The sequence below is a fragment of the Streptomyces sp. NPDC099050 genome (genome assembly GCF_044759865.1).
Taxonomy (GTDB): Bacteria; Actinomycetota; Actinomycetes; order Streptomycetales; family Streptomycetaceae; genus Streptomyces.
This window is the reverse complement of the sequence record NZ_JBIWAE010000002.1, coordinates 156070-178572: the sequence shown is the minus strand read 5'-3', so window position 1 is coordinate 178572 and position 22503 is coordinate 156070. Positions and strand designations below refer to the sequence as shown.

Annotated in this window: 20 protein-coding genes; 9 read left to right on the top strand and 11 right to left on the bottom strand. The window is 72.8% G+C overall.

Translation table 11 applies throughout. The features are described 5' to 3' along the window. Positions 1–56: 56 nt before the first annotated feature. The gene (gene erpA, locus ACIQV3_RS03810) at positions 57–413 is read right to left on the bottom strand and encodes an iron-sulfur cluster insertion protein ErpA (RefSeq protein ID WP_243330017.1); all 357 of its coding nucleotides are present in this window, start codon (positions 411–413) and stop codon (positions 57–59) included. A gap of 318 nt (positions 414–731) precedes the next feature. On the opposite strand from erpA, the gene nadA reads away from it, so the two are divergent. After that, the gene (nadA, locus tag ACIQV3_RS03805; protein ID WP_403709441.1) at positions 732–1934 is read left to right on the top strand and encodes a quinolinate synthase NadA; all 1203 of its coding nucleotides are present in this window, start codon (positions 732–734) and stop codon (positions 1932–1934) included. A 77-nt stretch (positions 1935–2011) separates the two neighbouring features. On the opposite strand, the gene ACIQV3_RS03800 is transcribed toward nadA, so the two are convergent. The 3 genes from ACIQV3_RS03800 to ACIQV3_RS03790 all read right to left on the bottom strand — a co-directional run bounded on the left by ACIQV3_RS03800 (position 2012) and on the right by ACIQV3_RS03790 (position 6987). Continuing rightward, entirely contained in the window at positions 2012–5143 is a 3132-nt protein-coding gene (locus ACIQV3_RS03800) for an efflux RND transporter permease subunit (RefSeq protein ID WP_403709439.1), read from the bottom strand. 207 nt (positions 5144–5350) lie between these two features. Then, complete coding sequence (locus ACIQV3_RS03795; protein ID WP_403709437.1) at positions 5351–6067, bottom strand: response regulator; 717 nt, start codon at positions 6065–6067, stop codon at positions 5351–5353. 98 nt (positions 6068–6165) lie between these two features. Beyond that, on the bottom strand, positions 6166–6987 hold the full coding sequence (locus tag ACIQV3_RS03790; RefSeq protein WP_403709435.1) for an adenosylcobinamide-GDP ribazoletransferase: 822 nt from the start codon (positions 6985–6987) through the stop codon (positions 6166–6168). A gap of 70 nt (positions 6988–7057) precedes the next feature. On the opposite strand from ACIQV3_RS03790, the gene ACIQV3_RS03785 reads away from it, so the two are divergent. Continuing rightward, positions 7058–7822 (top strand): hypothetical protein, encoded by a 765-nt coding sequence (locus ACIQV3_RS03785; protein ID WP_403709433.1) that lies wholly within the window; start codon positions 7058–7060, stop codon positions 7820–7822. A gap of 99 nt (positions 7823–7921) precedes the next feature. On the opposite strand, the gene ACIQV3_RS03780 is transcribed toward ACIQV3_RS03785, so the two are convergent. After that, positions 7922–8200, bottom strand: a complete 279-nt coding sequence (locus ACIQV3_RS03780) for a hypothetical protein (protein ID WP_403709431.1) — start codon at positions 8198–8200, stop codon at positions 7922–7924. A gap of 13 nt (positions 8201–8213) precedes the next feature. Continuing rightward, the gene (locus ACIQV3_RS03775) at positions 8214–9005 is read right to left on the bottom strand and encodes a PspA/IM30 family protein (protein ID WP_403709429.1); all 792 of its coding nucleotides are present in this window, start codon (positions 9003–9005) and stop codon (positions 8214–8216) included. Between the two features lie 241 nt (positions 9006–9246). Here ACIQV3_RS03775 and ACIQV3_RS03770 point away from each other — a divergent pair, with 241 nt between their 5' ends. Beyond that, a complete protein-coding gene (locus ACIQV3_RS03770) occupies positions 9247–9846 on the top strand; it encodes a DUF3043 domain-containing protein (protein WP_243330006.1) in 600 nt (199 codons plus the stop codon). Positions 9847–9935: 89 nt separating this feature from the next. Continuing rightward, on the top strand, positions 9936–10658 hold the full coding sequence (locus tag ACIQV3_RS03765; RefSeq protein ID WP_403709427.1) for a class I SAM-dependent methyltransferase: 723 nt from the start codon (positions 9936–9938) through the stop codon (positions 10656–10658). 126 nt (positions 10659–10784) lie between these two features. Here the strand turns inward: ACIQV3_RS03765 and ACIQV3_RS03760 are convergent, their stop codons facing one another. Further along, on the bottom strand, positions 10785–10997 hold the full coding sequence (locus tag ACIQV3_RS03760) for a hypothetical protein (RefSeq protein WP_403709425.1): 213 nt from the start codon (positions 10995–10997) through the stop codon (positions 10785–10787). A 104-nt stretch (positions 10998–11101) separates the two neighbouring features. On the opposite strand from ACIQV3_RS03760, the gene ACIQV3_RS03755 reads away from it, so the two are divergent. The 5 genes from ACIQV3_RS03755 (at position 11102) to ACIQV3_RS03735 (ending at position 17454) form a co-directional block, all read left to right on the top strand. Further along, positions 11102–12307 carry a bifunctional adenosylcobinamide kinase/adenosylcobinamide-phosphate guanylyltransferase gene (locus tag ACIQV3_RS03755; RefSeq protein WP_403709423.1) on the top strand — a complete coding sequence of 402 codons (1206 nt, stop codon included), beginning with the start codon at positions 11102–11104 and terminating at the stop codon, positions 12305–12307. A 74-nt stretch (positions 12308–12381) separates the two neighbouring features. Further along, the gene (gene cobT, locus ACIQV3_RS03750; protein ID WP_403709421.1) at positions 12382–13443 is read left to right on the top strand and encodes a nicotinate-nucleotide--dimethylbenzimidazole phosphoribosyltransferase; all 1062 of its coding nucleotides are present in this window, start codon (positions 12382–12384) and stop codon (positions 13441–13443) included. 83 nt (positions 13444–13526) lie between these two features. Next, entirely contained in the window at positions 13527–15443 is a 1917-nt protein-coding gene (locus ACIQV3_RS03745; protein WP_403709419.1) for a phosphatidylglycerol lysyltransferase domain-containing protein, read from the top strand. Continuing rightward, positions 15440–16201 carry a hypothetical protein gene (locus ACIQV3_RS03740; protein WP_403709417.1) on the top strand — a complete coding sequence of 254 codons (762 nt, stop codon included), beginning with the start codon at positions 15440–15442 and terminating at the stop codon, positions 16199–16201. Before ACIQV3_RS03745 ends, ACIQV3_RS03740 begins: the two co-directional genes overlap by 4 nt. A gap of 71 nt (positions 16202–16272) precedes the next feature. After that, positions 16273–17454 (top strand): sensor histidine kinase, encoded by a 1182-nt coding sequence (locus ACIQV3_RS03735; protein WP_403710132.1) that lies wholly within the window; start codon positions 16273–16275, stop codon positions 17452–17454. A 32-nt stretch (positions 17455–17486) separates the two neighbouring features. On the opposite strand, the gene ACIQV3_RS03730 is transcribed toward ACIQV3_RS03735, so the two are convergent. From ACIQV3_RS03730 to pelF, 4 genes are all read right to left on the bottom strand, one after another. After that, a complete protein-coding gene (locus tag ACIQV3_RS03730; protein ID WP_403709415.1) occupies positions 17487–18383 on the bottom strand; it encodes an endo alpha-1,4 polygalactosaminidase in 897 nt (298 codons plus the stop codon). Further along, positions 18380–19072 (bottom strand): spherulation-specific family 4 protein, encoded by a 693-nt coding sequence (locus tag ACIQV3_RS03725; RefSeq protein ID WP_403709413.1) that lies wholly within the window; start codon positions 19070–19072, stop codon positions 18380–18382. The genes ACIQV3_RS03730 and ACIQV3_RS03725 overlap by 4 nt, the downstream gene beginning before the upstream one ends. Before the next feature lie 94 nt (positions 19073–19166). Continuing rightward, positions 19167–20855 (bottom strand): hypothetical protein, encoded by a 1689-nt coding sequence (locus tag ACIQV3_RS03720; protein WP_403709411.1) that lies wholly within the window; start codon positions 20853–20855, stop codon positions 19167–19169. After that, the gene (pelF, locus tag ACIQV3_RS03715; RefSeq protein ID WP_403709409.1) at positions 20852–22366 is read right to left on the bottom strand and encodes a GT4 family glycosyltransferase PelF; all 1515 of its coding nucleotides are present in this window, start codon (positions 22364–22366) and stop codon (positions 20852–20854) included. The genes ACIQV3_RS03720 and pelF overlap by 4 nt, the downstream gene beginning before the upstream one ends. Positions 22367–22503: the final 137 nt, after the last annotated feature.

Sequence of the window (22503 nt, the reverse complement as noted above, 5' to 3'; positions counted from 1 at the left end):
GCGGGCCCCTCTCGTCGGTTCTACGAGCGCAGCCGGGCCGTGAGGCCCCGCGGGGCTTAGTTGAACGAGTCGCCGCAGGCGCAGGAGCCCGTGGCGTTCGGGTTGTCGATCGTGAAGCCCTGCTTCTCGATGGTGTCGACGAAGTCGATGGACGCACCGTGCAGGTACGGGGAGCTCATCCGGTCGGTGACGACCTTCACACCGTCGAAGTCCTTCACGACGTCGCCGTCGAGGGAGCGCTCGTCGAAGAAGAGCTGGTAGCGCAGGCCCGAGCAGCCACCGGGCTGGACGGCGACGCGCAGCGCCAGGTCATCGCGGCCTTCCTGCTCCAGCAGGGTCCTGACCTTCTCGGCGGCGGCGTCGGACAGGAGGATGCCGTCGCTCACGGTGGTCTTTTCGTCCTGTACGGACATCTGCATTCACTCCCGAAGTGGGCGGCTCCCCGCCGGGAGCGGGGAAACGTCGGACTCTTGCCGTCGGTGGCAACGAGCGGGGCCGCGGATTCATTCCGGGACCCGACGCGTGTTTCAGAAATTCCATGCTCGCACACCACCGCGCGGTGGTGGGTCCCCGCGAGGCGCCCGCGACCGGAGGGCGAATTCGTCACATCGACACTATCGGCATCGTCAAAGTGACGTGAAGCAGTTATGATAGATAGCGTCAAATAGACGAGAAGTCGAAGCGATGGCTTCAGAGTGGCTTCAGAAGTCCCTTGTCGCAGAACAGAAAGGGTGCGTGTCGTGACCACCGCCCAGCCTTTGGACAACCAGCCCTTGGACGTCCAGCCGACGCCCCTCGCCCTGCTGCTGCTCGGCCGCGAGGCCGACCCCAAGAGCGAGCGCGGGGTGGAGTGCCCCGGCGACCTGCCCTCGCCGTCGGACCCGGACCTCGTGGCGCGCGCCCGTGCCGCCAAGGAGAAGCTCGGGGACAAGGTCTTCATCCTCGGCCACCACTACCAGCGTGACGAGGTCATCGAGTTCGCCGACGTCACCGGTGACTCCTTCAAGCTCGCCAAGGACGCGGCCGCCAGGCCGGAGGCCGAGTACATCGTCTTCTGCGGCGTCCACTTCATGGCCGAGTCCGCGGACATCCTGACCTCGGACGACCAGAAGGTCGTCCTGCCCGACCTGGCCGCGGGCTGCTCGATGGCCGACATGGCCACCGCCGAGCAGGTCGCGGAGTGCTGGGACGTGCTGACCGACGCCGGCGTCGCCGGAGTCACGGTGCCCGTCTCGTACATGAACTCCTCGGCCGACATCAAGGCCTTCACCGGCAAGCACGGCGGCACGATCTGTACGTCGTCCAACGCCAAGAAGGCCCTGGAGTGGGCGTTCGAGCAGGGCGAGAAGATCCTCTTCCTCCCGGACCAGCACCTGGGCCGCAACACCGCCGTCCGCGACATGGGCCTGTCCCTCGACGACTGCGTGCTGTACAACCCGCACAAGCCGAACGGCGGCCTGACCGTCGAGCAGCTGCGGAACGCCAAGATGATCCTGTGGCGCGGCCACTGCTCGGTGCACGGCCGTTTCTCGGTCGACTCGGTCAACGACGTGCGCGCCCGCATTCCCGGCGTGAACGTCCTGGTCCACCCGGAGTGCAAGCACGAGGTCGTGGCGGCCGCGGACTACGTCGGCTCCACCGAGTACATCATCAAGGCGCTGGAGGCGGCCCCGGCCGGCTCCAAGTGGGCCATCGGCACCGAGCTGAACCTCGTCCAGCGACTGGCGAACCGTTTCGCCGCGGAGGACAAGGAGGTCGTCTTCCTCGACAAGACGGTCTGCTTCTGCTCGACCATGAACCGCATCGACCTTCCCCACCTGGTGTGGACCCTGGAGTCCCTGGCCGAGGGCAACCTCGTCAACCAGATCCAGGTCGACAAGGAGACCGAGAGCTTCGCCAAGCTCGCCCTGGAGCGGATGCTCGCGCTTCCGTAGCCCGGCCGCCGGCAATGACCGAAGGGCCGCTCCTCCCGGGAGGAGCGGCCCTTCGGCGTGTACGGGTTCCCGCCCGGTCAGACCTTGACCGGGCTCTCCTCGTCCGCCGGGGCGGCCGGGGCCGGGACCACGGTCAGGCGGGCCCTCTTCTTCGCGCTGCGGCGCTCCTTGCGGAGCTCCAGCATCGTGTAGAGGGTCGGCACCAGGAGCAGGGTCAGCACGGTGGAGCTGATCAGGCCGCCGATGACGACCACCGCGAGCGGCTGCGAGATGAAGCCGCCCTCGCCTGTGACGCCCAGCGCCATCGGGAGCAGCGCGAAGATCGTCGCCAGTGCCGTCATCAGGATCGGGCGCAGCCGGTGGCGGCCGCCCTCGACGACCGCCTCGATCACGCCGTAGCCCTGGGCCCGGTACTGGTTGACCAGGTCGATCAGGACGATCGCGTTGGTCACGACGATGCCGATGAGCATCAGCATGCCGATCATCGCCGGGACGCCGAGCGGGGTGCCGGTGACCAGGAGCAGGCCGAGCGCGCCGGTCGCCGCGAAGGGGATCGAGACCAGCAGGATCAGCGGCTGGACCAGCGAGCGGAACGTGGCGACCAGCAGCATGAACACGATCGCGATGGCCGCGAGCATGGCCAGGCCCAGCTGGCCGAAGGCCTCGCTCTGGTCCTGTCCGACGCCGCCGATGGTGGCCGTGGCGCCCTCGGGCAGGTCCAGGGCCTTGATCTTCGACTGCAGGGTGGAGCTGACGGCGCCGGTGTTGTCGCCGATCGGCTTCGCGCTGATGGTCGCGGCGCGGGCGCCGTCGATCCGGGTCATCGCGACGGGGCCGGGGACCTCCTTGACCTCGGCGATGTCGCCGAGCTTCACGGGGCCGACGGGCAGCGCCCGCAGCTGGGCCAGGGTGGTGGCCGGCTGAGCGGACTTGATGACGATGTCCCGCTCGGTGTCGTCCAGTACGGCCTTGCCCGCCGGGTTGCCGCGTACGGCCTGGCCGACGATGGCGCCGAGCGCCGCCTGGTTCAGGCCGAACTCCGCCGCCTTGGGGGTGGCGGTGACCGAGATCCGGGGCACGGACTGGGACAGGTCGCTCTGGACGTCGGTGACGTCCTCGATCTTCGCCACCTCGGCGCGGACCTGCTCGGCGGCCTTGGCCAGGACGGCCCCGTCACCGGCCTTGACGACCACGCTGAGGTTCTGGCTGCCGAAGCCGTCGCCGGCCGCGATGGTGGTCTCGCCCACGCCGTCGAGCCCCTTGAGGGCGGTCTCGATGTGCTTCTTGGCGGACTCGGTCTTCCCCGAGTCCTCCAGCGTGACCTGGTACGAGGCCTGGTTGGAGCCGGTACCGCCGCCGAAAGCGGCCATGAAGCCGGAGGAGCCGACGGTGACCTGGTAGTCCTTGACCCCGTCGGTGCCGTCCAGGACCTTCTCGACCTTGCGGCTCGCCTCGTCCGCGGCGGCCAGCGAGGTGCCCGGCGGCAACTGCTGCTTGATGCTGAGGACTTCCTGCTCGCCCTGGTCGAAGAAGTTCGTCTTGAGCAGCGGGGTCATGCCCAGCGTCGCGACGAACACCACGGCGGCGACGATCAGGGTGGCGACCCGGCGGCGGGTGACCAGGCCCAGCGCCCGTACGTAGAACCGCTGGAGCTTGCTGCGGGACTCCTTCTCCTCGGCCTCGCGGCGGGCCTTCTCGATGCTCGCGGCGTCCCCCTCGCTGACGCCCTTCGGCGTGCGCAGGAACCAGTACGAGAGCACCGGCACGACCGTCAGGGAGACGAGCAGCGAGGCCAGCAGGGCCGCGGTGACGGTGATGGAGAAGGGGCCGAAGAACTGGCCGACCATGCCGCCGACGAAGGCGATCGGCAGGAAGACGGCGACGGTGGTGAGCGTGGAGGAGGTGACCGCGCCGGCCACCTCCTTGACCGCGGTGATGATCGCGTGCTGCCGCTCCTCGCCGTAGCCGAGGTGGCGCTTGATGTTCTCCAGGACCACGATCGAGTCGTCGACGACCCGGCCGATGGCGATGGTGAGGGCGCCCAGCGTCAGCATGTTGAGGGAGAGGTCGCGGGTCCACAGCACGATCAGCGCGAGGACGACGGACAGCGGGATGGAGACCGCGGTGACCAGCGTCGAGCGCAGCGAGCCGAGGAAGACCAGGATCACGACGACCGCGAAGACCAGGCCGAGCAGGCCCTCGGTGGTCAGGCCCGAGATGGACTTGGCGACGGCCGGGCCCTGGTCGCTGACCACGGTCAGGTCGGCGCCGGAGCCGAGGGTGGAGCGGAGCTCGGGCAGCCTGTCCTTGACCGCGTCCGAGATGGCGACGGCGCTGCCGTCCTTGTCCATGGTCAGCATCAGGGCGAGGCTGGGCTTGCCGTTGGTGCGGGTGAGGGAGTCGGCCTTGGCCGGCTCCTGCTTCACGCTCGCCACGTCGCCGAGGCGGACGGCGGGCTTGCCCGGTCCGGCGGTGAGGCGCAGGTCCTCCAGCTGGGCGAGCGAGGTGTAGCCCGAACCGACGCGCACGGTGCGGTTCTTGCCCGCCTCGTCGAAGGAGCCGGCGGGGACGGTGGCGCCGCCCGCCTGGAGGCCCTGGGCCAGGGCCGCGCCGTCGAGGCCGGCGGCGGCGAGCTTGGCCTCGTCGGGGGTGACCGTGACCTGGAGGTCCCGCACCCCGTCCACGGTGACCTGGCCGACGCCTGCGATGTCCTCCAGCGCGGGGACCACGGACGTGGTCAGCTGGTCCGCCAGCGCCTGCTGGTCCTTGTCGGAGGTGACGGCGAGGACCACGGTCGGGATGTCGTCGGTGGAACCGGCGATCACCTGCGGGTCGACCTCGGCGGGCAGCCGTACGCGGGCCCGGTTGACGGCCTGCTGGACGTCGGCGACGAGCTGCTTGGTGCCCTCGTCGCCGTAGTCGAAGGTCGCCATGATCAGGGCGTTGCCCTCGCTGGCGGTGGAGGTGATGCCGGTGATGCCGTCGACGCCCTTGAGCATGGCTTCGATCGGTTCGACGACCTGCTTCTCCACCACGTCGGGCGAAGCGCCCTGGTACGGCGCGAGCACGGACACCATCGGCAGGTCGATGGAGGGCAGCAGCTGCTGCTTGAGCTGCGGGATGGCTATGGCGCCGAAGAAGAGCGCGACGAGCGACACGAGGCCGATCAGCGCCCTCTGGGCGAGGCTGAAGCGGGACAGCCGGAACATGACTATGGGGATCTCTCTGCAGGGACGCGGTGACGTCTACGAGGCGTGACGGACCGTGCCTTCGGGCACGCGCGGGGCCCCTCAGCCTCTCGTGGGCACGGGCACGCCGACGTCGCCCCCAGGTCCCGTCCTTATCCGGGGCATACCGCGTTCGCAGTAGGCGGGAGTACTCCGAACCGCCGCGCGGTACGGCGAAACTCCCGCGCCCTACTCGGCCCGGGGCCGGACCAGTCCCGATTCGTACGCGATGACCACCAATTGCGCCCTGTCGCGGGCGCCGAGCTTGGACATGGCCCGGTTCACGTGGGTCTTGACGGTGAGCGGGCTGACTTCCAGCCGGCGGGCGATCTCGTCGTTGGACAGGCCCGCCGCCACCAGGACGAGGACCTCGCGCTCGCGTCCGGTCAGCGCGGCCAGGCGCTGTAGGTGGGCCGCGCCCGCGGCGGGGGCGGCCCCCTCGCCGCCGCCCTGCGCGAGGAAGGTGGCGATGAGCCCCTTGGTGGCGGCCGGGGAGAGCAGCGCGTCACCGGCGGCCGCGACGCGGATGGCGTTGAGCAGTTCCTCGGGCTCGGCCCCCTTGCCGAGGAACCCGGAGGCGCCCGCCCGCAGGGCCGCCGCCACGTACTCGTCCACCTCGAAGGTCGTCAGCATCACCACGCGGACCTCGGCCAGTTCGGCATCGGCGCTGATCAGCCGGGTGGCGGCGAGGCCGTCGGTGCCGGGCATCCGGATGTCCATGAGCACGACGTCGGGCCGGAGCGTGCGCGCCAGTTCGAAGGCCTGCGCCCCGTCGGAGGCCTCCCCGACGACACACATGTCGGACTCGGAGTCGACGAGCACCCTGAACGCGCTGCGCAGCAGGGCCTGGTCGTCGGCGAGGAGCACCCGGATGGGCGTCGGGGCCTGGTTCGGGGTCTGTTCCACGCCCCGACCCTACGTCGTCCCGCGCGGCGGGAGCCCGGCGGGCGGCGGGGCGGGCGGCAGGGCGGGCGGCAGGGCGGGCGGGATCCGGAAGGCCTTCCCTACCCCAGGGCCAGTACGACCAGGGCGGTCGTCGCCGAGACCTCGGCCAGGGCTCCGAACACGTCCCCGGTGACCCCGTCGAAGCGGTGTACGCAGCGCCGGAGCAGGGCCTCCGCCGCCAGCAGGGCGGCCAGGACGGCCGCCGCGTGCTGCGCGGCGGCAGGCAGGCCCAGCGGGAGCGCGGCGGCGGCGGACAGGGTCAGCACGAGTACGGCGACCGCGACGGCCGCCTCGCGCGGGACGGCTCCGGCGACGGCCGCACCCAGCCCCTCCGGGCGGGCCGGGGGGATCCCGTCGCGGGAGGCCATGGTCATGGCGAGCCGGGCGGTGACGGCCGCGACCACGGCGGCCAGGGCGCCCCGGGTCCAGCTGTCGGCGTACACGTTCGCCAGCGCCGCGACCTGGACCAGCAGGAGGAACACCAGTGCCACCACGCCGAAGGGCCCGATGTCGGACTGCTTCATGATGCGCAGCGCGGTGTCGGCCGGCTTGGCGCTGCCCAGGCCGTCCACCGTGTCGGCGAGGCCGTCCAGGTGCAGGGCGCGGGTCAGGGCCGCCGGTACGGCGACGGTGACGGCGGCGGCGAGCAGCGGACCCCCGCCGCACAGCAGCAGGACCACCCCGGGCGCCGCCGCGAGGAGCCCCACGACGAGCCCGGCGAGCGGGGCGCAGGCCATGCCGGTGCGGGCCGCGGGGCGGTCCCAGCGGTGGATGCGGGTGGGCAGCACGGTGAGCGTGCCGAAGGCGAAGCGCACCCCGTCGAGCAGCGAGGCGCGCTCCGGGGGCGGGGTCGGGGACGGGCCGTCGTACGAATCTGTCATCGGCGCGAACGCTACCCGCTCGACAGGACCGGTAAGTTACCCAATACACCCCAAATCGGGAGGTGGTGGCATGGGTCACTGGTGGTATCGCAACATCATGGAGCCGGGGAAGCTCCCGCTGCTCCTCGCGCTGGTCTCCTTCGTCCTGTCCTTCCTGGTCACCCGCGTGATCACCCGGATGATCCGGGCGGGCCGGGGCCCCTTCAAGAACGTCACGCCGGGCGGGATGCACATCCACCACGTGGTCCCGGGCGTGATCCTCGTGATCATCGGTGGCTTCGGTGCGATCGGGAGCGCCCGGCACAGCTTCGGGGCGGGCCTGTCGGCCGTGATCTTCGGGCTCGGCGCGGGGCTGGTGCTGGACGAGTTCGCGCTGATCCTGCACCTGGACGACGTCTACTGGAGCGAGCAGGGCCGCAAGAGCGTGGAGATCGTGGTCCTGACGGCGGCGATCGTGGCGCTGGTGCTGGGCGGCTTCCTGCCCTTCGGGGTCAACGACCTCACCGAGGACGAACGGCACAACCGCGGACTGGTCGCCATGAACACCGCGACCAACTTCTTCCTCGCCCTGATCGCCCTGTGGAAGGGCAAGGCGCGCACCGCCTTCTTCGGCACGGTCATCCCCTTCGTCGCGCTGATCGGCGCGGTCCGGCTCGCCCGGCCCGGTTCCCCGTACGCGAAGAAGCTCTACGCGAACCGTCCGAAGGCCCGCGCCAAGGCCCAGCTGCGCGCCTTCCACCACGACCGCCGGTGGTCCTCGCCGCGGCGCAGGTTCGAGAACTTCATCGGCGGGACCCCGGACGGGGAACGGACTTCCGAGAAGGAGTCGCACTGACGGAGGAGGGCCCGCCGAATGGGGGCGGGCCCTTCTCCTTCCCGTCTGCGCGCGGTCAGCCGGGTACGGCCCAGGGATCAGCCCGGCAGCAGGCCGGCATCAGCCCGGGATCAGCCCGTCGTCGCGGAGCATCTCCCGCACCTCGTCCAGCGAGGCGTCGGGCGCGGGCAGGATCAGCTCGGACGGCTCCAGCGCCTCGTCGGGCAGCGGCTCGCCGAGCCGCCGTACGGCGGCGAGCAGCTCGCCCAGCGTGCGCCGGAAGCCCTCCTCGTCACCGCTCTCCATCGCCGCGAGCAGTTCGTCGTCCAGCTTGTTGAGCTCGCTGAAGTGGCTGTCCGCCAGCTCCAGCTGACCTTCCCCCATGATGCGGACAATCATGACGGGCCCCGTCCTACTGCTTGTCGAACCGGTGCTGGGTCGGCGACTGCTGGCCGGCGCCCGGGGCGCCGCCCTCGATGGCCGGATTCTGGGCGGAGGGGCCGCCCGCCAGCTCGGCCTTCATGCGCTGGAGCTCCAGCTCCACGTCCGAACCGCCCGAGATGCGGTCCAGCTCGGCTTGGAGGTCGTCCTTGGCGAGCCCGCTCGCGTCGCTGAGCGCTCCGGAGGCGAGCAGCTCGTCGATCGCGCCGGCGCGGGCCTGGAGCTGCGCCGTCTTGTCCTCGGCGCGCTGGATGGCGAGGCCGACGTCGCTCATCTCCTCGGAGATGCCGGAGAAGGACTCGGCGATCCGCGTCTGCGCCTGGGCGGCCGTGTACGTGGCCTTGATGGTCTCCTTCTTGGTGCGGAAGGCGTCCACCTTGGCCTGGAGCCGCTGGGCGGCGAGGGTCAGCTTCTCCTCCTCGCCCTGGAGGGTCTGGTGCTGCACCTCCAGGTCGCTGACCTGCTGCTGCAGCGAGGCGCGGCGGGACAGGGCCTCGCGGGCCAGGTCCTCGCGGCCCAGGGCCAGCGCCTTGCGGCCCTGGTCCTCCAGCTTGCTGGACTGGCCCTGGAGCTGGTTCAGCTGCAGCTCCAGCCGCTTGCGGGAGGTCGCCACGTCGGCGACGCCGCGGCGCACCTTCTGAAGCAGTTCGAGCTGCTTCTGGTACGAGTAGTCGAGGGTCTCGCGCGGGTCCTCGGCCCGGTCCAGGGCCTTGTTCGCCTTCGCGCGGAAGATCATCCCCATACGCTTCATGACACCGCTCATGGGCTTCGCGCGCCCCCTTCTAGACGGACTGTGCTCCAGGTCACCAACAAGACCCACAGTACGGGCCCTGTCTCTATTACCGCACTGTTCGAGCGGGGATGCGCTCCTCCTCCAGGACGACTGCTCGTCCGCCGAGTCAGGCGTAAGGAGTAGGTGCTCCCCCCAGGAAGGACGCCCGCCGTTGCCGGATCGTTCCCCGCCGGGATGGGGCGCGCGCCCGCAACCACGTACCCTTGGGTTTGTGTTTGGTAGCCGATCCTCCAAGGAAGAGAAGGACGCCGCCACCGACAAGGTGAGCGCCGACCTCTCCCAGTCCCGTGACCCTCAGGCCCCGAAGGGCCGCCCGACGCCGAAGCGTGCTGTGGCCCAGTCGCAGCGCAAGGCAGTGGTGGCTTCGACCGGCAACCGCAAGGAGGATGCCAAGCGGGCTCGTGAGCGCCGCCGGGTCGAGATGACCAAGCAGCGCGAGGCCCTCGCCAATGGTGACGAGCGTTATCTGCCCAACCGGGACAAGGGCCCCGTGCGCCGGTACGTGCGCGACTTCGTGGACTCCCGCTTCTCCGTCGCCGAGATGTTCCTGCCGCTGGCCGTGATCATCCTGGTGCTGAGCATGGTGCGGGTGCCGTCCATCCAGAACATCGCGCTGCTGCTGTGGCTCGGCGTGATCGCGCTGATCATCGTCGACTCCGTCGGCATGTTCATCCGCCTGCGCAAGGCCCTGAACCAGCGCTTCCCGGACGAGCCCAAGCGCGGCGCCGTCGCGTACGGCCTGATGCGCACCCTCCAGATGCGCCGGCTGCGTCTGCCGAAGCCGCAGGTCAAGCGCGGGGAACGGCCCTGAGCCGAGGAACGCCCGGAGCGTTCGGCGGGGGTGGCTTCGCGGACGGGGCCCGGCTGTGGCTGGAAGGCCTGGGCGGGCTCCGTAACGCGGTGCGCCAGGAGCTCGTCGGCCGTCAGGTCGACGAGCAGATCGCGCACCGCTTCCCGGTGGGACAGCGGCTGCGCGTCCTCGACGTCGGCATGGGCCAGGGCACGCAGGCACTGCGCCTGGCCCGCGCCGGGCACATGGTGACCGGACTCGAGCAGGATCCGGCGATGCTTGCCGTCGCCCGCGAGGTGCTGGCCGCCGAGCCCCCCGGGATCCAGGACCGCGTCCGCCTCATGGAGGGCGACGGCCGGGAGACCGGCGCGCACTTCCTGCCGGGCAGCTTCGACGTCGTGCTCTGCCACGGCGTGCTCATGTACGTCCCCGAGCCGGACGCCATGCTCGCCGGGCTCGCCCGGATGCTGGCCCCCGGCGGGCTGCTGTCCCTGCTGGTGCGCAACGGCGACGCCCTCGCCATGCGGCCCGGTCTGCACGGCGACTGGACGGCCGCGCTGACCGCCTTCGACGGCGTCGACTACACGAACCGGCTGGGCCTGGACGTGCGCGCCGACCGGCTGGCGACGCTGACCGCGACCCTGTCCGGGATCGGCGCCCCGCTGCAGACCTGGTACGGCGTGCGCGTCTTCACCGACGGCACCGAGGCCGCGAACGAGCTGCCCGCCGACGCGGAACTGGAGCGGCTGCTCGCCGCCGAGGACCGCGCCGGGCGGACCGACCCCTACCGCGGGGTCGCCGCGCTGCTGCACTTGTGCGGCGTACGGGGCTGAGCGCCCGAGCCCGCCCTTCGCACGGCAGAGCCCGGACCCCCTGAGGGGGTCCGGGCTCTCGCGTACCCGGCCGGAACCGGTCAGCGCCGGTCAGCTGGTCGGCCGGTCAGCGCCGGCCGGCGCCGCTCAGAGTTCCGCGGCCTCGCGCAGGCTCATCGTGTAGAGCTGGACCCCGGTGTCGTCGGACAGCTTCACCTGTTCGGTACCGCCCTCCAGCAGGTCCTTCCAGTACTCGCCGATCCAGGATTCGGCGTCCCCCTGCGTGGTGAACTCCTCCGGCACCACCGACGGGCTCGTCTCGCTGCCGTCGGCCGTCTCGAACCGCCACGTCCACGCCATGTCCGCCTCCGTTGCTCGTCCGCTTCTCACACGCTTCTCGCCTTGAGTGTGCCCGCAGACTAACCGGGCGCGCAGCAGTCCCGGCGACGCGGGAGGATCATCCTGTGGAACTCACTCTGCTCGGCACCGGCACACCCGAAGGACTGCCCCGCCCCGGCTGTCCCTGCGCCGCGTGCGCGCTCTCCGTGGGGCCCCGGGCGCGCGCCGCCACCTCCGTGCTCGTGGACGGGGCGCTGCTCCTGGACCTGACCCCCGGGGCAGTGCTCGCCGGTGCCCGGGCGGGGCATTCGCTGGCCGCCGTACGGCAGGTCCTGCTGACCCACCCGCACGACGGCCCCGCCGTCGAGCTGCCGCCGGGGCTGCCGGCGGCCGGGCGGGTGCCGGACGGGCGGGAGCTCGCGGTGATCTCGGGGCACCGGGTGCGGGCGGTGCCGATGGACGCGCCGGGCACCGGGTACGAGGTGACCGGGCCGGACGGCGCCCGGATGCTGTACCTGCCGCCGGGCGGGGCCCCGGCCGGGACCGCGGGCACCAGCGGGCGGCGCCCGTACGACGTGGTCCTCGCGGACGTGCTCGGCCGGCCGGAGGCGCTGGCGCGGCTGCGGGCCAGCGGGGCCGTGGGCCCGTCGACGGACGTGATCGCGGTCCACCTGGACCACGACACCCCGCCGGGGGCGGAACTGGAGCGCCGGTGCGCCGCCGCGGGCGCGCGGACGGTGGCGGACGGGACCACGGTGGCGGCCGGGGAGTACCGGCCGGCGCCCGAGGTGCCGCGGCGGACCCTGGTCCTGGGCGGAGCCCGGTCGGGCAAGTCGTACGAGGCCGAGCGCCGGCTGGCCGGCTACCCGGAGGTCGTCTACGTGGCCACGGGCGGCACCCGCGAGGGCGACGCGGAGTGGGCCGCGCGGATCGGGCTGCACCGCGAGCGCAGGGCCTCGTCCTGGCGGACGGTGGAGACCTGCGATCTGGTGCCGCTGCTGGAGCAGGAGGGGCCGGCGCTGCTCATCGACTGCCTGGCGCTGTGGCTCACGGACGCGATGGACCGGGCCGGAGCCTGGGACGACGCGGTGTGGGCGGACAAGGGCGCCGCTGAGCTGCGGGAACGGACGGCGGAACTCGTGGCGGCCGTCCGCGCGACCCGCAGGCCGGTGGTGCTGGTGAGCAACGAGGTCGGCTCGGGCGTGGTCCCCGCGACCGCGTCGGGGCGCCGGTTCCGCGACGAGCTGGGGCGGCTGAACGCGGGGGTCGCCGGGGAGTGCGAGCACGTCCTCCTGGTGGTGGCGGGGCAGGCGCTGGTCCTGAAGCAGTAACCGCGGGGACCGGCGGTGAAAGGTGGTGCACGGACCGTTCGGGCCGCCCGGGGAGCCGCTGTACCCTCTGGCAAATGACCACGCTGAATCTCGACGACTTCTCCGATCTGATCGAGCGCCCCGACGGGGGCGTCCGGCGTGACGCCGAGGAACGCCGTGAACGGCTGGCCGTGCCGGTCGGGGCGCTGGGGCGGCTCGACGAACTCGCCGAGTGGCTCGCCGCCGCGCAGGGCCGGGTGCCGGTCAAGCCGATCGAGCGGCCGCGCGTCGTGCTGTTCGCCGCGGACCACGGGGTGGCCTCCGAGGGGGTTTCCGTACGTCCCGCCGGCAGCGCCCACGAGCTGGTGCGGGCCGTCCTGGACGGGCGGAGCCCGGTGGCGGTGCTGGCCGGGCGGCTCGGCGCCTCCGTACGGATCGTGGACGCCGGGCTGGACTGCCATCTCGACCTGCTGCCCCAGGAGATCACCAAGCACCGCGTCCGGCGCGGCAGCGGGCGGATCGACGTGGAGGACGCGCTGACGACCGAGGAGGCCGAGGCGGCGCTGCGCCTCGGGATCCAGATCGCCGACGAGGAGGCCGACTCGGGGACCGACCTGGTCGTCCTCGGCGACCTGAGCGTCGGCGGGACCACCGTCGCCGCGACCCTCGTCGCCGCCCTGTGCGGTACGGACGCCTCCGTGGTCACCGGCCGCGGCGGCATGCCGATCGACGACCTGACCTGGATGCGCAAGTGCGCGGCGATCCGCGACGCGCTGCGACGCGCCCGGCCCGTCCTCGGGGATCAGGTCGCGCTGCTCGCCACCGTCGGCGGGGCCGACGTCGCGGCGATCACCGGCTTCCTGCTCCAGTGCGCGGTGCGCCGCACCCCCGTGATCCTCGACGGGGTCGTCTCGGCGGCCTGCGGGCTGGTGGCCCAGCGGGCCGCCTTCCGGGCCCCGGACTGGTGGCTGGCCGGACAGGCCAGCGGAGAGCCGGGCCAGGCGAAGGCCCTGGACCGGATGGCGCTCAACCCCGTCCTCGACCACGGCGTCACTGTGGGAGAAGGAACCGGGGCGCTGCTGGCCCTCCCCCTCGTCCAGGCGGCCGCCGCACTCGCGGCGGAACTCCCCGAGAGGGCGGCCGAGCCGACCGAATGAGTCCCCGGGGCACGCGGTCCTGACCAGGCCGCGGCCCTCAGGGAGCCCAGCACGGACCGCGATGCCCCATATCATCGCTTTTTATGGGAGAGGTCCGTTTGACCAGCGCAGAGACCGATCGGAAGACCGACCGAGGAACCGGTGGGGATCCGAACGGCAGAAACAATCCGGGGGGCGGGCGGGGGAACGGCCAGGCCAATGCCCAGGGGAACACCCGGGAAACCGGCCGGGGAAGCGTCCGCTCGCGGCGCGGCGCCGCCTTCGCGGTGTGGTACTTGCGCGCCGTCACCTTCGTCAACCTGCTCAGCGCGGTGTGGTTCTCGCTCGGCCAGGACCTGCGCCGGCACAGCACCGCCGATTTCTACACCCCGTACCTGCTCACGGCGGGCTTCGCCTCCGCGGCCTTCTCGCTGCTGCTCACCGTCACCATGGGCCGCCGCAAACGCGCGGCCTGGATCCTGAACCTGGTGCTGAGCGGGCTGCTGCTGGCGGCCTTCGCGATGGCCGCCGTCGCCTCCTTCACCCCGTGCTCGGGGGGCGGGTACGAGTTCTGCTACCCGGAGTTCCGCGTCCACCCGCAGAACTGGGTGGCCTTCGGGCTGACCGCGCTCTTCGTCGGCGCCCTGCTGCTGGGCCGCCGGGAGTTCTACGCCAAGGGCGACCGCTCCAACCCGCTGCTGGCCAGCCTGGTCGCCTCCGTCGGCCTGCTGGTGACCTCGCTGGTCGCCGCCCTGGTCGTCGGCGCGACCAACACCGACCCGGACGCCGCGGACGCCACCTTCCTGGCCCGCTGGCGGTACGGCGTGATGCGGCTGGTGACCCTGGCCCCGGACGACAAGGCGTACAACACGATCACCACCCCGGGCTGGGTGGACGTGGCGATCAACGTCATGTCCACGCTGCTGCTGCTCGCCGTCCTCTTCGCGGCCTTCCGCTCGCGCCGCGCCGTGGACCCGCTCGGCGAGGAGGACGAGGAGAAGCTGCGCCTGCTGCTCGCCCGGCACGGGGACCGCGACTCACTGGGCTACTTCGCGCTGCGCCGCGAGAAGTCCGTCATCTGGTCCCCCACCGGCAAGGCCGCGGTCACCTACCGCGTGGTCGGCGGGGTCTCGCTGGCCTCCGGCGACCCGATCGGCGACCCCGAGGCCTGGCCCGGCGCCATCGACCCGTGGCTGGCCGAGGCCCGCGAGCACGGCTGGGTGCCCGCCGTGATGGGCGCGAGCGAGGAGGCCGGGCAGATCTACGCCCGGCACGGACTGGACGCGCTGGAGCTGGGCGACGAGGCCATCGTCGAGACCGACGAGTTCACCCTGGAGGGCCGCGCCATGCGCACCGTCCGCCAGGCGTACAACCGCGTCAAGCGGGCCGGGTACACCGTCCGCATCCGCCGTCACGCCGACATCCCGGCCGAGGAGATGGACGTACTCCTGCGGCGCGCCGACGACTGGCGCGACGGCGCGACCGAGCGCGGCTTCTCCATGGCACTGGGCCGGCTGGGCGATCCCGGCGACGGCCAGTGCGTGATGCTGGAGTGCTTCGACGGCACGGGCGAACTGCGCGCCGTACTGTCCTTCGTGCCCTGGGGACCCAAGGGCCTCTCCCTGGACCTGATGCGCCGTGACCGGGATTCCGAGAACGGCCTGATGGAGTTCATGGTCATCGAACTCCTGGAGCGGTCGAAGGAGATCGGGGTCACACAGGTCTCGCTGAACTTCGCGATGTTCCGTTCCGTCTTCGAGCGCGGGTCGAAGCTCGGCGCCGGTCCGGTGCTGCGTCTGTGGCGCTCGCTGCTGAGCTTCTTCTCGCGCTGGTGGCAGATCGAGTCCCTCTACCGGGCCAACGCCAAATACCGGCCGATCTGGGAACCGCGGTTCATGCTCTTCGAGAAGAGTTCGGACCTGCTGCGGATCGGCATCGCCGCGGGCCGGGCCGAGGGCTTCCTGGAAGCACCCGGGCTGCCGAAGTGGATGCACCGCAGACATCTGGAGAGCAAGCGTTGACCACTGCCTCACTGCGGCGGTTCGCCCGCCGCGAGTGGGGGCCCCTGTACCGGACGGTCCGGGACGCGCTCGTCCGAGACACGTGGCGGGCGATCCCGATGACCCTCGGCGCGGTCTGCCTGACGGCCGTCTTCCAGATCGTCCAGCAGACGTCATGGGGCTTCCAGCCGGTGCAGGACCTCGGGTCGGTCAAAGCGGTGGACCCGCTCTGGCTGGCCCTGCTGCGGACCCCGCTGTCGCTGTTCGTCCCGGCGCTGGACCTGCCGGTGTGGGGGGCGCTCGCGCAGATCCTGCTCGTCTTCGGGATCTCGGAGATCTGCATCGGCTGGTGGCGCACGCTGGTCATCGGCTACGTGGCCACCCTGGCCGGAACCACCTACGCGCGGATCGGGATCTCGCTGGGCCCGGACCACCCCTTCGGCCTGCCCGATTCGGACCGGATCGTCAACGACACCGGGCCCTCGGCGGCGGTGGTCGGGCTCGCCGTGTACGTCTGCTGGCGCTACCGGGCCTACGTGACCGGCTCCGTCGTGATCCTGGTCATGATCGGCGAGCTGCTCTTCAAGGACAACCTGGCGGGCAAGGAGCACCTGGCCGCCATCGCCTCGGTGATGCTGATCTGTCTGGTGCGCGCCAAGTGGGGCCCGGAGCGATCCCGCGCCCCGCTGGGGCTGCCCCCGGCCGGGACGCCGCCCGCGGTCCCGCCCCCTCCCCCGGTCCCGCCCGGGACGCCTCCCGTACCGCCGCCAGGGGTCTGAGAACGCGTGCGGGGCCGTACCGTATCGGGGTGACGACACACCTCGGGCCGCTCGCGCCCACACGGCAGTGGATGCGGGACCATCCGCTGGCCACCGATGCCGTACTGGCGTTCGGGGCACTCGTCGCCATGGTCGTCGGGTCCTTCGCCGACCCGCACGGGGAGCACGGTCCGACCTTCGGGACCCGCACGCCCGAGCCCTTCTCGCTGGTCCTCATGGTGCTCGGCGCCGCCGCCCTGGTGCTGCGGCGCCGGCGGCCGCGCGCGGTGCTGGCCGTGGCCGTCGGGCTCTCGCTGCTGGAACTGACCACCGGGGAGCCGCGGGCGCCCGTCGCCATGTGCACGGTGATCGCCCTGTACACGGTGGCCGCCCGCACCGACCGGCCCACCACCTGGAAGCTCGGCCTGCTCACCATGGCCGGGCTGACGGGGGTGGCCATGCTGGCCGGGCCGCTGCCCTGGTACGCGCAGGAGAACCTCGGCATCTTCGCCTGGACCGGCATGGCCGCGGCCGCCGGGGACGCGGTGCGCAGCCGGCGGGCCTTCGTCGACGCCATCCAGGAGCGGGCCGAGCGCGCCGAGCGGACCCGTGAGGAGGAGGCCCGGCGGCGGGTCGCCGAGGAGCGGCTGCGGATCGCCCGGGACCTGCACGACGTGGTGGCCCACCACATCGCCCTGGTCAACGTGCAGGCGGGCGTGGCGGCGCACGTCATGGACAAGCGCCCGGACCAGGCCAAGGAGGCGCTGGCGCACGTACGGGACGCCAGCCGCTCGGCCCTGAACGAGCTGCGGGCGACCGTCGGACTGCTGCGCCAGTCCGGCGACCCGGAGGCGCCGACCGAACCGGCGCCCGGTCTGGCCGTCCTCGACGACCTGGTGGGCACCTTCCGGCACGCCGGGCTCCCGGTGAAGGTCATCGTCCAGCTGGGCCCGGCCGCCGCGGTTCCGCTGCCCGCCGCCGTGGACCTCGCGGCGTACCGGGTGATCCAGGAGGCGCTGACCAACGTCCGCAAGCACGCGGGGCCGGGGGCCGGCGCCGAGGTCAGCGTGGTGCGCGTGGGCGGCTCGGTGGAGGTGACCGTGCTGGACGACGGCGGCTCCGCGGCCGATCCCTCGCCGGAGCCCCGCGACCCCGGCGGCGGGCACGGCCTGCTCGGCATGCGCGAGCGGGCCGTGGCCCTGGGCGGCTCCTGCTTCGCCGGCCCCCGCTTCGGGGGCGGCTACCGGGTGCACGCGATCCTCCCGGTGGGCTGAGCGGCCGCGCCCCCGCCCTCCCCGGCGGGTGCTCAGCAGGCCTTGCGCCAGACACCGAGGTCGTACTTCTTCTCCAGCGAGCTGAGCTTGAGCTCGCGCGAGGCGGCGCAGAACCGGCTCGCCGGGAGCTCGTACTCCACGTGGAAGACCGCCTTGCCCGCCGCGATGAAGGGGGTGAGCCGTCCGCACTCGTCGTACTGGGCGCACTGCTCGTTGACCGCGAAGTCGAAGTCCCCCACCAGCTCCGGGATCTGGTCGAGGTCGTTCTTGAGGCCGACCGACAGTCCGCGGTCGTGCGCGAGCCGCGCGATCAGCCGGTTGTACTTCAGCTGGTCGCCGGCGGTGAGCGGGAAGCCGGACCTGTTGCGGTAGGCGTCCATGTTGTCCGGCTCCACCGCGTCGAAGCCCTTGTCCCGGCACATGTCGAACCGCTTGGCGATCAGCGGTTCCAGCTCCGTGAGCCGGCGGATGTCGAGCCAGCGCTCGCCCTCCCAGCCGTTGCCGGTCCCGCGCATCGACGCCGGGAAGGCGGCGGCGTCCGGGCGGAAGTCCTCCCAGGCGCCGGTGGAGAGGTAGCAGATGGTCCGCCGGCCGGCCGCGTTCAGCTCGGCGACCTGCTCCTTGGTGGTGGTGAACCCGTCGATGTCGTAGACCGCCGCCTTCACCGAGGTGTCGAGCTTCCCGGTGAGCTGCCACTGCCAGCTGACCCCGGGGGCCGGCAGCCAGCGCTCCCCCGGCGCGGGGGCGGGCGAGAGGTCGTCGGGCCTGTCCTCCCCCTCGCCGTCCCGGTCCGGGCCGGAGGTGCAGGCCGCGAGCAGCAGGAGGGGTACGAGGACCAGCAGGCGGCGCCGGACGGCCGTACGGACGGGCGGGCGGACGGGCGGGCGGGCAGGCCGGCGGGTGGGCCGGCTGACTGGCTGGCGTCTCATCCGGTGGCCTCCAGGGCGTACGGCAGGGTCCCCCACGGGTGCGCGCCGGTCCCCGGGACCGCGCAGTGCACCCCGGCCCCGCGCTGGGCGGCGAGCCGTTCGGCGAGTTCGGCGGCGGGGGCGCCCGGCGGGACGGCGTAGACGAGGTGGCAGAACCGTTGGGCGGGATGGTCGGCGGTCCACGGAGGGACGGCCGCGTCCCGGTAGGCGTCCCAGGGCCCCTCGAAGGTGACGAGCAGGTCGGCGAGTTCGGCGTACTCGGGGTGCGGGTGCACTCCGTGGTTGAGGACGACGGTACGGGCCCCGGCGGCCCGCGCCGCGACGGCGAGCCGCCGGTAGTGCGGCAGGAACTCCGGGCCGGCCGCGGCCTGGTCCAGGAAGGTCCCGTCGGTGGCGTACCAGTCGCGGTAGCGCAGCAGGTCCTGGACCACGGCGGCGTGCGGGCGGCGCCCGTAGTCGGTGTCGGCGTACCCCAGGACGGGCACGCCGGCCCCGCGCAGCCGCTCCGCGACGGCGGCGAACCGCTCGTCGGGGGCCTCGCCCGGCCCGCTGGCGGGGTTGAGCACCACGGAGTGCAGCCGGCCCGCGGCGCGGATGAGCCGCTCCCAGTACTCGGGGCAGTCGGCGGGGTGCTCGTAGAGGGGCACCAGAAGCATGAGGTCCTTCTTCTCGTACGGGGTCACGTGCATCGGGGGGTGACGCGGCGGGGCCGCCGGGGTCGGCGGTGGGCCTGGGCAGCGGTGGGCCGGGGTCCGCGGTGGGCCGGGTCCGCGGTGGGCCGGGTCAGCGGTGGGCCGTGGCGCGGCCCAGCAGCAGGCAGACCAGGGTGCCCAGCGCGAGCGCCGCGGCTCCGGCGACGGCCAGTTGCACGGCGCGCGGCTGGCCGAGGCCCAGGAGCAGGGCCAGGCTCTGCGCGACGGCGGCCGAGGCGCAGACCACCGCGGCGGGCCGGACCGCCCCGAAGGACTGCAGGAGCAGCCCGGTCCACATCACGGTGCCGAGCAGCAGCAGGGTCGCGACCCGGACCCCGGTCAGGCCGGGCGCGCCGGGCCAGAGCAGGGTTCCGGTGAGGCCGAGGACCAGCAGCACCGCCAGGTAGGTGGCGAGGCACCGGGCCAGGGTGGAGAGCATCCGCAGCCAGAACTGCCGGGGCGAGCGGGCCGCGCGCAGCCCGGCGAGGCTGCCGCTGCGGAACCGGTGGAGCAGCCATTCGGCGGGTCCCATGCTGAGGGTGAGAGCCACCGCCGACGGGGCCGCGACCGCCTCGGCGGGACCGCCGGCGAGGACCTCCCCCAGGGCGGCGTACAGCACGAGCAGACCGGTGCCCAGGCCGAACACCCCGTAGGGGACGGAGTCCCCGAGCCGGGGTCCGCGCGGTGCGTACTCCTCCTCGGCGCCGCGCAGCATCTGCCAGCGCACCGGGCCCCGTTGGCCCGGCCGGTGCTCCGTCCAGCCGCGGACGCGGAGCACGAGGGCCCGTACGCCGTCGGCCAGCGGCAGTTCCCGTAGGGCCAGGGCGCAGGCGGCCAGCAGGGAGGCCGTCAGCAGGAACACCCGGACCGGAACGGGGAGTTCCACGAGGAGCGCGAGCAGCGCCCCCGCGGCCATCGGTGCGAGCGCGGCCAGCAGCAGGCGCTCCCGCCCGAGGACGAGCAGGACGGTGGCGGCCCCGACGTACAGGGCCTGACCGGCGGCGAAGGCGTAGGAGAAGGGGGGCCCGCCGGGTACCGCCAGCGCGGCGGCGGTCCCGAGGAGGGCCCCCGCCGGGGCTCCGACGAGCAGGGTCCGCCCGGCGGCGGCCCGGTCGCCGAGGCCGAGCCAGGAGTACGCCCGGTGGGACAGGCTCTGGTCCCAGACCCAGCCGATGAGCGCCCCGGCGAGCAGGGTGAGCGTCCCCGCGGGCAGCCCCAGCCGGTCCTTGGGGCCGTCCAGCAGGGGCGCGCCGAGCAGGTAGGCGAGCCCGGGCAGGGCGAAGATCACCCCGCGCAGGAGGCAGGCGGTGAGGGGCACCTTCCAGGGGTCGGGGACCTTGTCGGGCTCCGGGAAGGAGCGCGGCACCCGGGCGTAGAGCTCCTCGGCGAGGCCGAAGGAGTCCTGGCGGCCGTAGGCGAGGCGGATGTGCTCGTCGGTCATGCCGTCGGATTCCAGGACGGCGGCGATCTCGTCGGGGTGGACGGCGGCGGCGATGAACGCGTCGAGGCGTTCGGCGAGTTCGTCCATCGGGTCGGCGGCCGGCCCGTCGCGTCCTTCGCGGCCGGCCTGTCCTTCGCGCCCTTCGGGCCCGGCCTGTCCTTCGTGTCCTTCGCGTCCTTCGCGTCCTTCGTGTCCTTGGCGGCGCGGCCGGGGGATGCCGGGCAGGGCGCCGGCCGCGTCGGCGGCGGGCGCCGTACCGCGCCCGGCGGCCGCGGCGTGGCCGACGGGCACCCAGGTCCCGTCCGGGCCGGGCGGCTTGAGCCAGAGGGATCCGCTCACCACAGGCTCCCGTCGGCGGCGAGTTCCTTGTACCAGGGGTCGGCGAGGCGCTGGGTCCACTCGTCGCCCACGTGGACGGGCAGGACGGGCTGGCCGGCGAGCTCGCGGTAGATGTGGCGGAAGCCGTCCACGGACTGGTGGAGCGTGAACTTCTCCACCACCCGCCTGCGGGACATCCGGCCCAGTTCCGCGCGGCGTTCGTCGTCGCGCAGCAGGGCGAGGGTGGCGCGGGCCATGGTCTCGGGCTCGCGCGGCGGGACGACGAGCCCGGTGTCGCCGACGGCCTCGCGGACCCCGCCCACATCGGTGGAGACGGTGGTGCGGCCGCAGGACATGGCCTCGATGATGGAGAAGGGGAAGCCCTCGCTGATGGAGGAGAGCATCACGACGGAGCCGGCCGCGTAGGCGCGGGCCACGTCGTCGATGCGGCCCTCGTAGGTGATCCCGTCGCTCACCCCCAGTTCGGCGGCCAGCTTCTCCAGCTTCAGTTTGTAGTCCTCGCAGCCCGCCGGGACCGGCCCGAAGAGGCGCAGCCGCAGGGCGGGGAGCTCCTCGCGCATGAACGCGTAGGCCCGGAGGAGGGTTTCGAGGTCCTTGATGGGGTCGATGCGGCCGCACCAGCTGAGGGTGGGGACCTCCGGCTCGGGGCCGGCCTCGGGGAAGGCGTGCGGGTCGACGCCGTTGTAGACGGTGCGGATCCGCTCGGAGTCGGCGCCCCCGCGCTCCTCCCAGCGGCGGTTGTACTGGTTGCACGGGGTGATCAGGTCGGCCTGGCGGTAGCCCTCGGTGTTGAGCTCGCGGTAGAAGCCGAGCATGAGCGCCTTGACGGGCCAGCGCTGTTCGGCGCTGCGGTAGCCGAGGTAGCGCTCGCGGAGGTAGATGCCGTGCTCGGTGAGGAGGAAGGGCACCTCGTCGAGGTACTTGGCGGCGAGCGCCGGGAGGGTGGCCAGTCCGCTGCTGACGGCGTGGGCGACGCTGTCGGGCGGGATCCGCACGGACAGCGGGCGCAGCGCGTGTTCCAGCAGGTCGGTGGCGGTGAGCGCGTCGTGGATGGTGGGCTCGGCGGCGGTGGTGACCAGGCCGGGGCGGGTCCAGACGGTCATCAGCAGGCGCAGCACCGATTCGGAGCGCAGGGCCGCGGCGAGCCGCCCGGACCGGGCCAGCAGGGCCAGCTCGCGCAGGGATGCGGAGAATCCGCCGCGCGCGGGGTCGAGCAGGGAGAGCAGGAAGGTCTCGTAGGTCTCGGCGAACGCCCGTTTGGCCTTGCCGCGCAGGCCGGAGCGGAGTCTGCGGGCCGGCGGGGCGCCCCAGAGGGGAAAGCTGGTGTGGCGGTAGACGTTGCGCGGCAGCTCCCAGGTGACCGGCTCGCGTCCGGAGCCGGTCAGGGCTATGACGTTGAAGTCGACCTCCGGCATGCCGCGGACCAGCTGGTCGCACCACGTGCTGACGCCCCCGTGGACGTGCGGGTAGGTGCCTTCGGTGAGCATGGTGACATGGCGCCCATGGCTCATGCGGTGTGTCCCCCCAAGGACGGAAAAGGGGCCGGCGCCCGTGGTTGGCGGAGCGCCGGCGCTAGGTGGTGCGCGTGGCTGTCTTGTACGTGCCCGCCCCGCTGATCAGGGCAGGCAGAGCGTCCGGAGCGTCAGAA

Excerpts from the sequence above, each read along its gene's own strand:
- erpA (WP_243330017.1), bottom strand. The coding sequence starts at position 413 with ATGTCCGTACAGGACGAAAAGACCACCGTGAGCGACGGCATCCTCCTG.
- ACIQV3_RS03800 (WP_403709439.1), bottom strand. The coding sequence starts at position 5,143 with ATGTTCCGGCTGTCCCGCTTCAGCCTCGCCCAGAGGGCGCTGATCGGC.
- ACIQV3_RS03790 (WP_403709435.1), bottom strand. The coding sequence starts at position 6,987 with ATGACAGATTCGTACGACGGCCCGTCCCCGACCCCGCCCCCGGAGCGC.
- ACIQV3_RS03785 (WP_403709433.1), top strand. The coding sequence starts at position 7,058 with ATGGGTCACTGGTGGTATCGCAACATCATGGAGCCGGGGAAGCTCCCG.
- ACIQV3_RS03780 (WP_403709431.1), bottom strand. The coding sequence starts at position 8,200 with ATGATTGTCCGCATCATGGGGGAAGGTCAGCTGGAGCTGGCGGACAGC.
- ACIQV3_RS03775 (WP_403709429.1), bottom strand. The coding sequence starts at position 9,005 with ATGAGCGGTGTCATGAAGCGTATGGGGATGATCTTCCGCGCGAAGGCG.
- ACIQV3_RS03760 (WP_403709425.1), bottom strand. The coding sequence starts at position 10,997 with ATGGCGTGGACGTGGCGGTTCGAGACGGCCGACGGCAGCGAGACGAGC.
- cobT (WP_403709421.1), top strand. The coding sequence starts at position 12,382 with ATGACCACGCTGAATCTCGACGACTTCTCCGATCTGATCGAGCGCCCC.
- ACIQV3_RS03745 (WP_403709419.1), top strand. The coding sequence starts at position 13,527 with ATGGGAGAGGTCCGTTTGACCAGCGCAGAGACCGATCGGAAGACCGAC.
- ACIQV3_RS03735 (WP_403710132.1), top strand. The coding sequence starts at position 16,273 with ATGCGGGACCATCCGCTGGCCACCGATGCCGTACTGGCGTTCGGGGCA.
- ACIQV3_RS03730 (WP_403709415.1), bottom strand. The coding sequence starts at position 18,383 with ATGAGACGCCAGCCAGTCAGCCGGCCCACCCGCCGGCCTGCCCGCCCG.
- ACIQV3_RS03725 (WP_403709413.1), bottom strand. The coding sequence starts at position 19,072 with ATGCACGTGACCCCGTACGAGAAGAAGGACCTCATGCTTCTGGTGCCC.
- pelF (WP_403709409.1), bottom strand. The coding sequence starts at position 22,366 with ATGAGCCATGGGCGCCATGTCACCATGCTCACCGAAGGCACCTACCCG.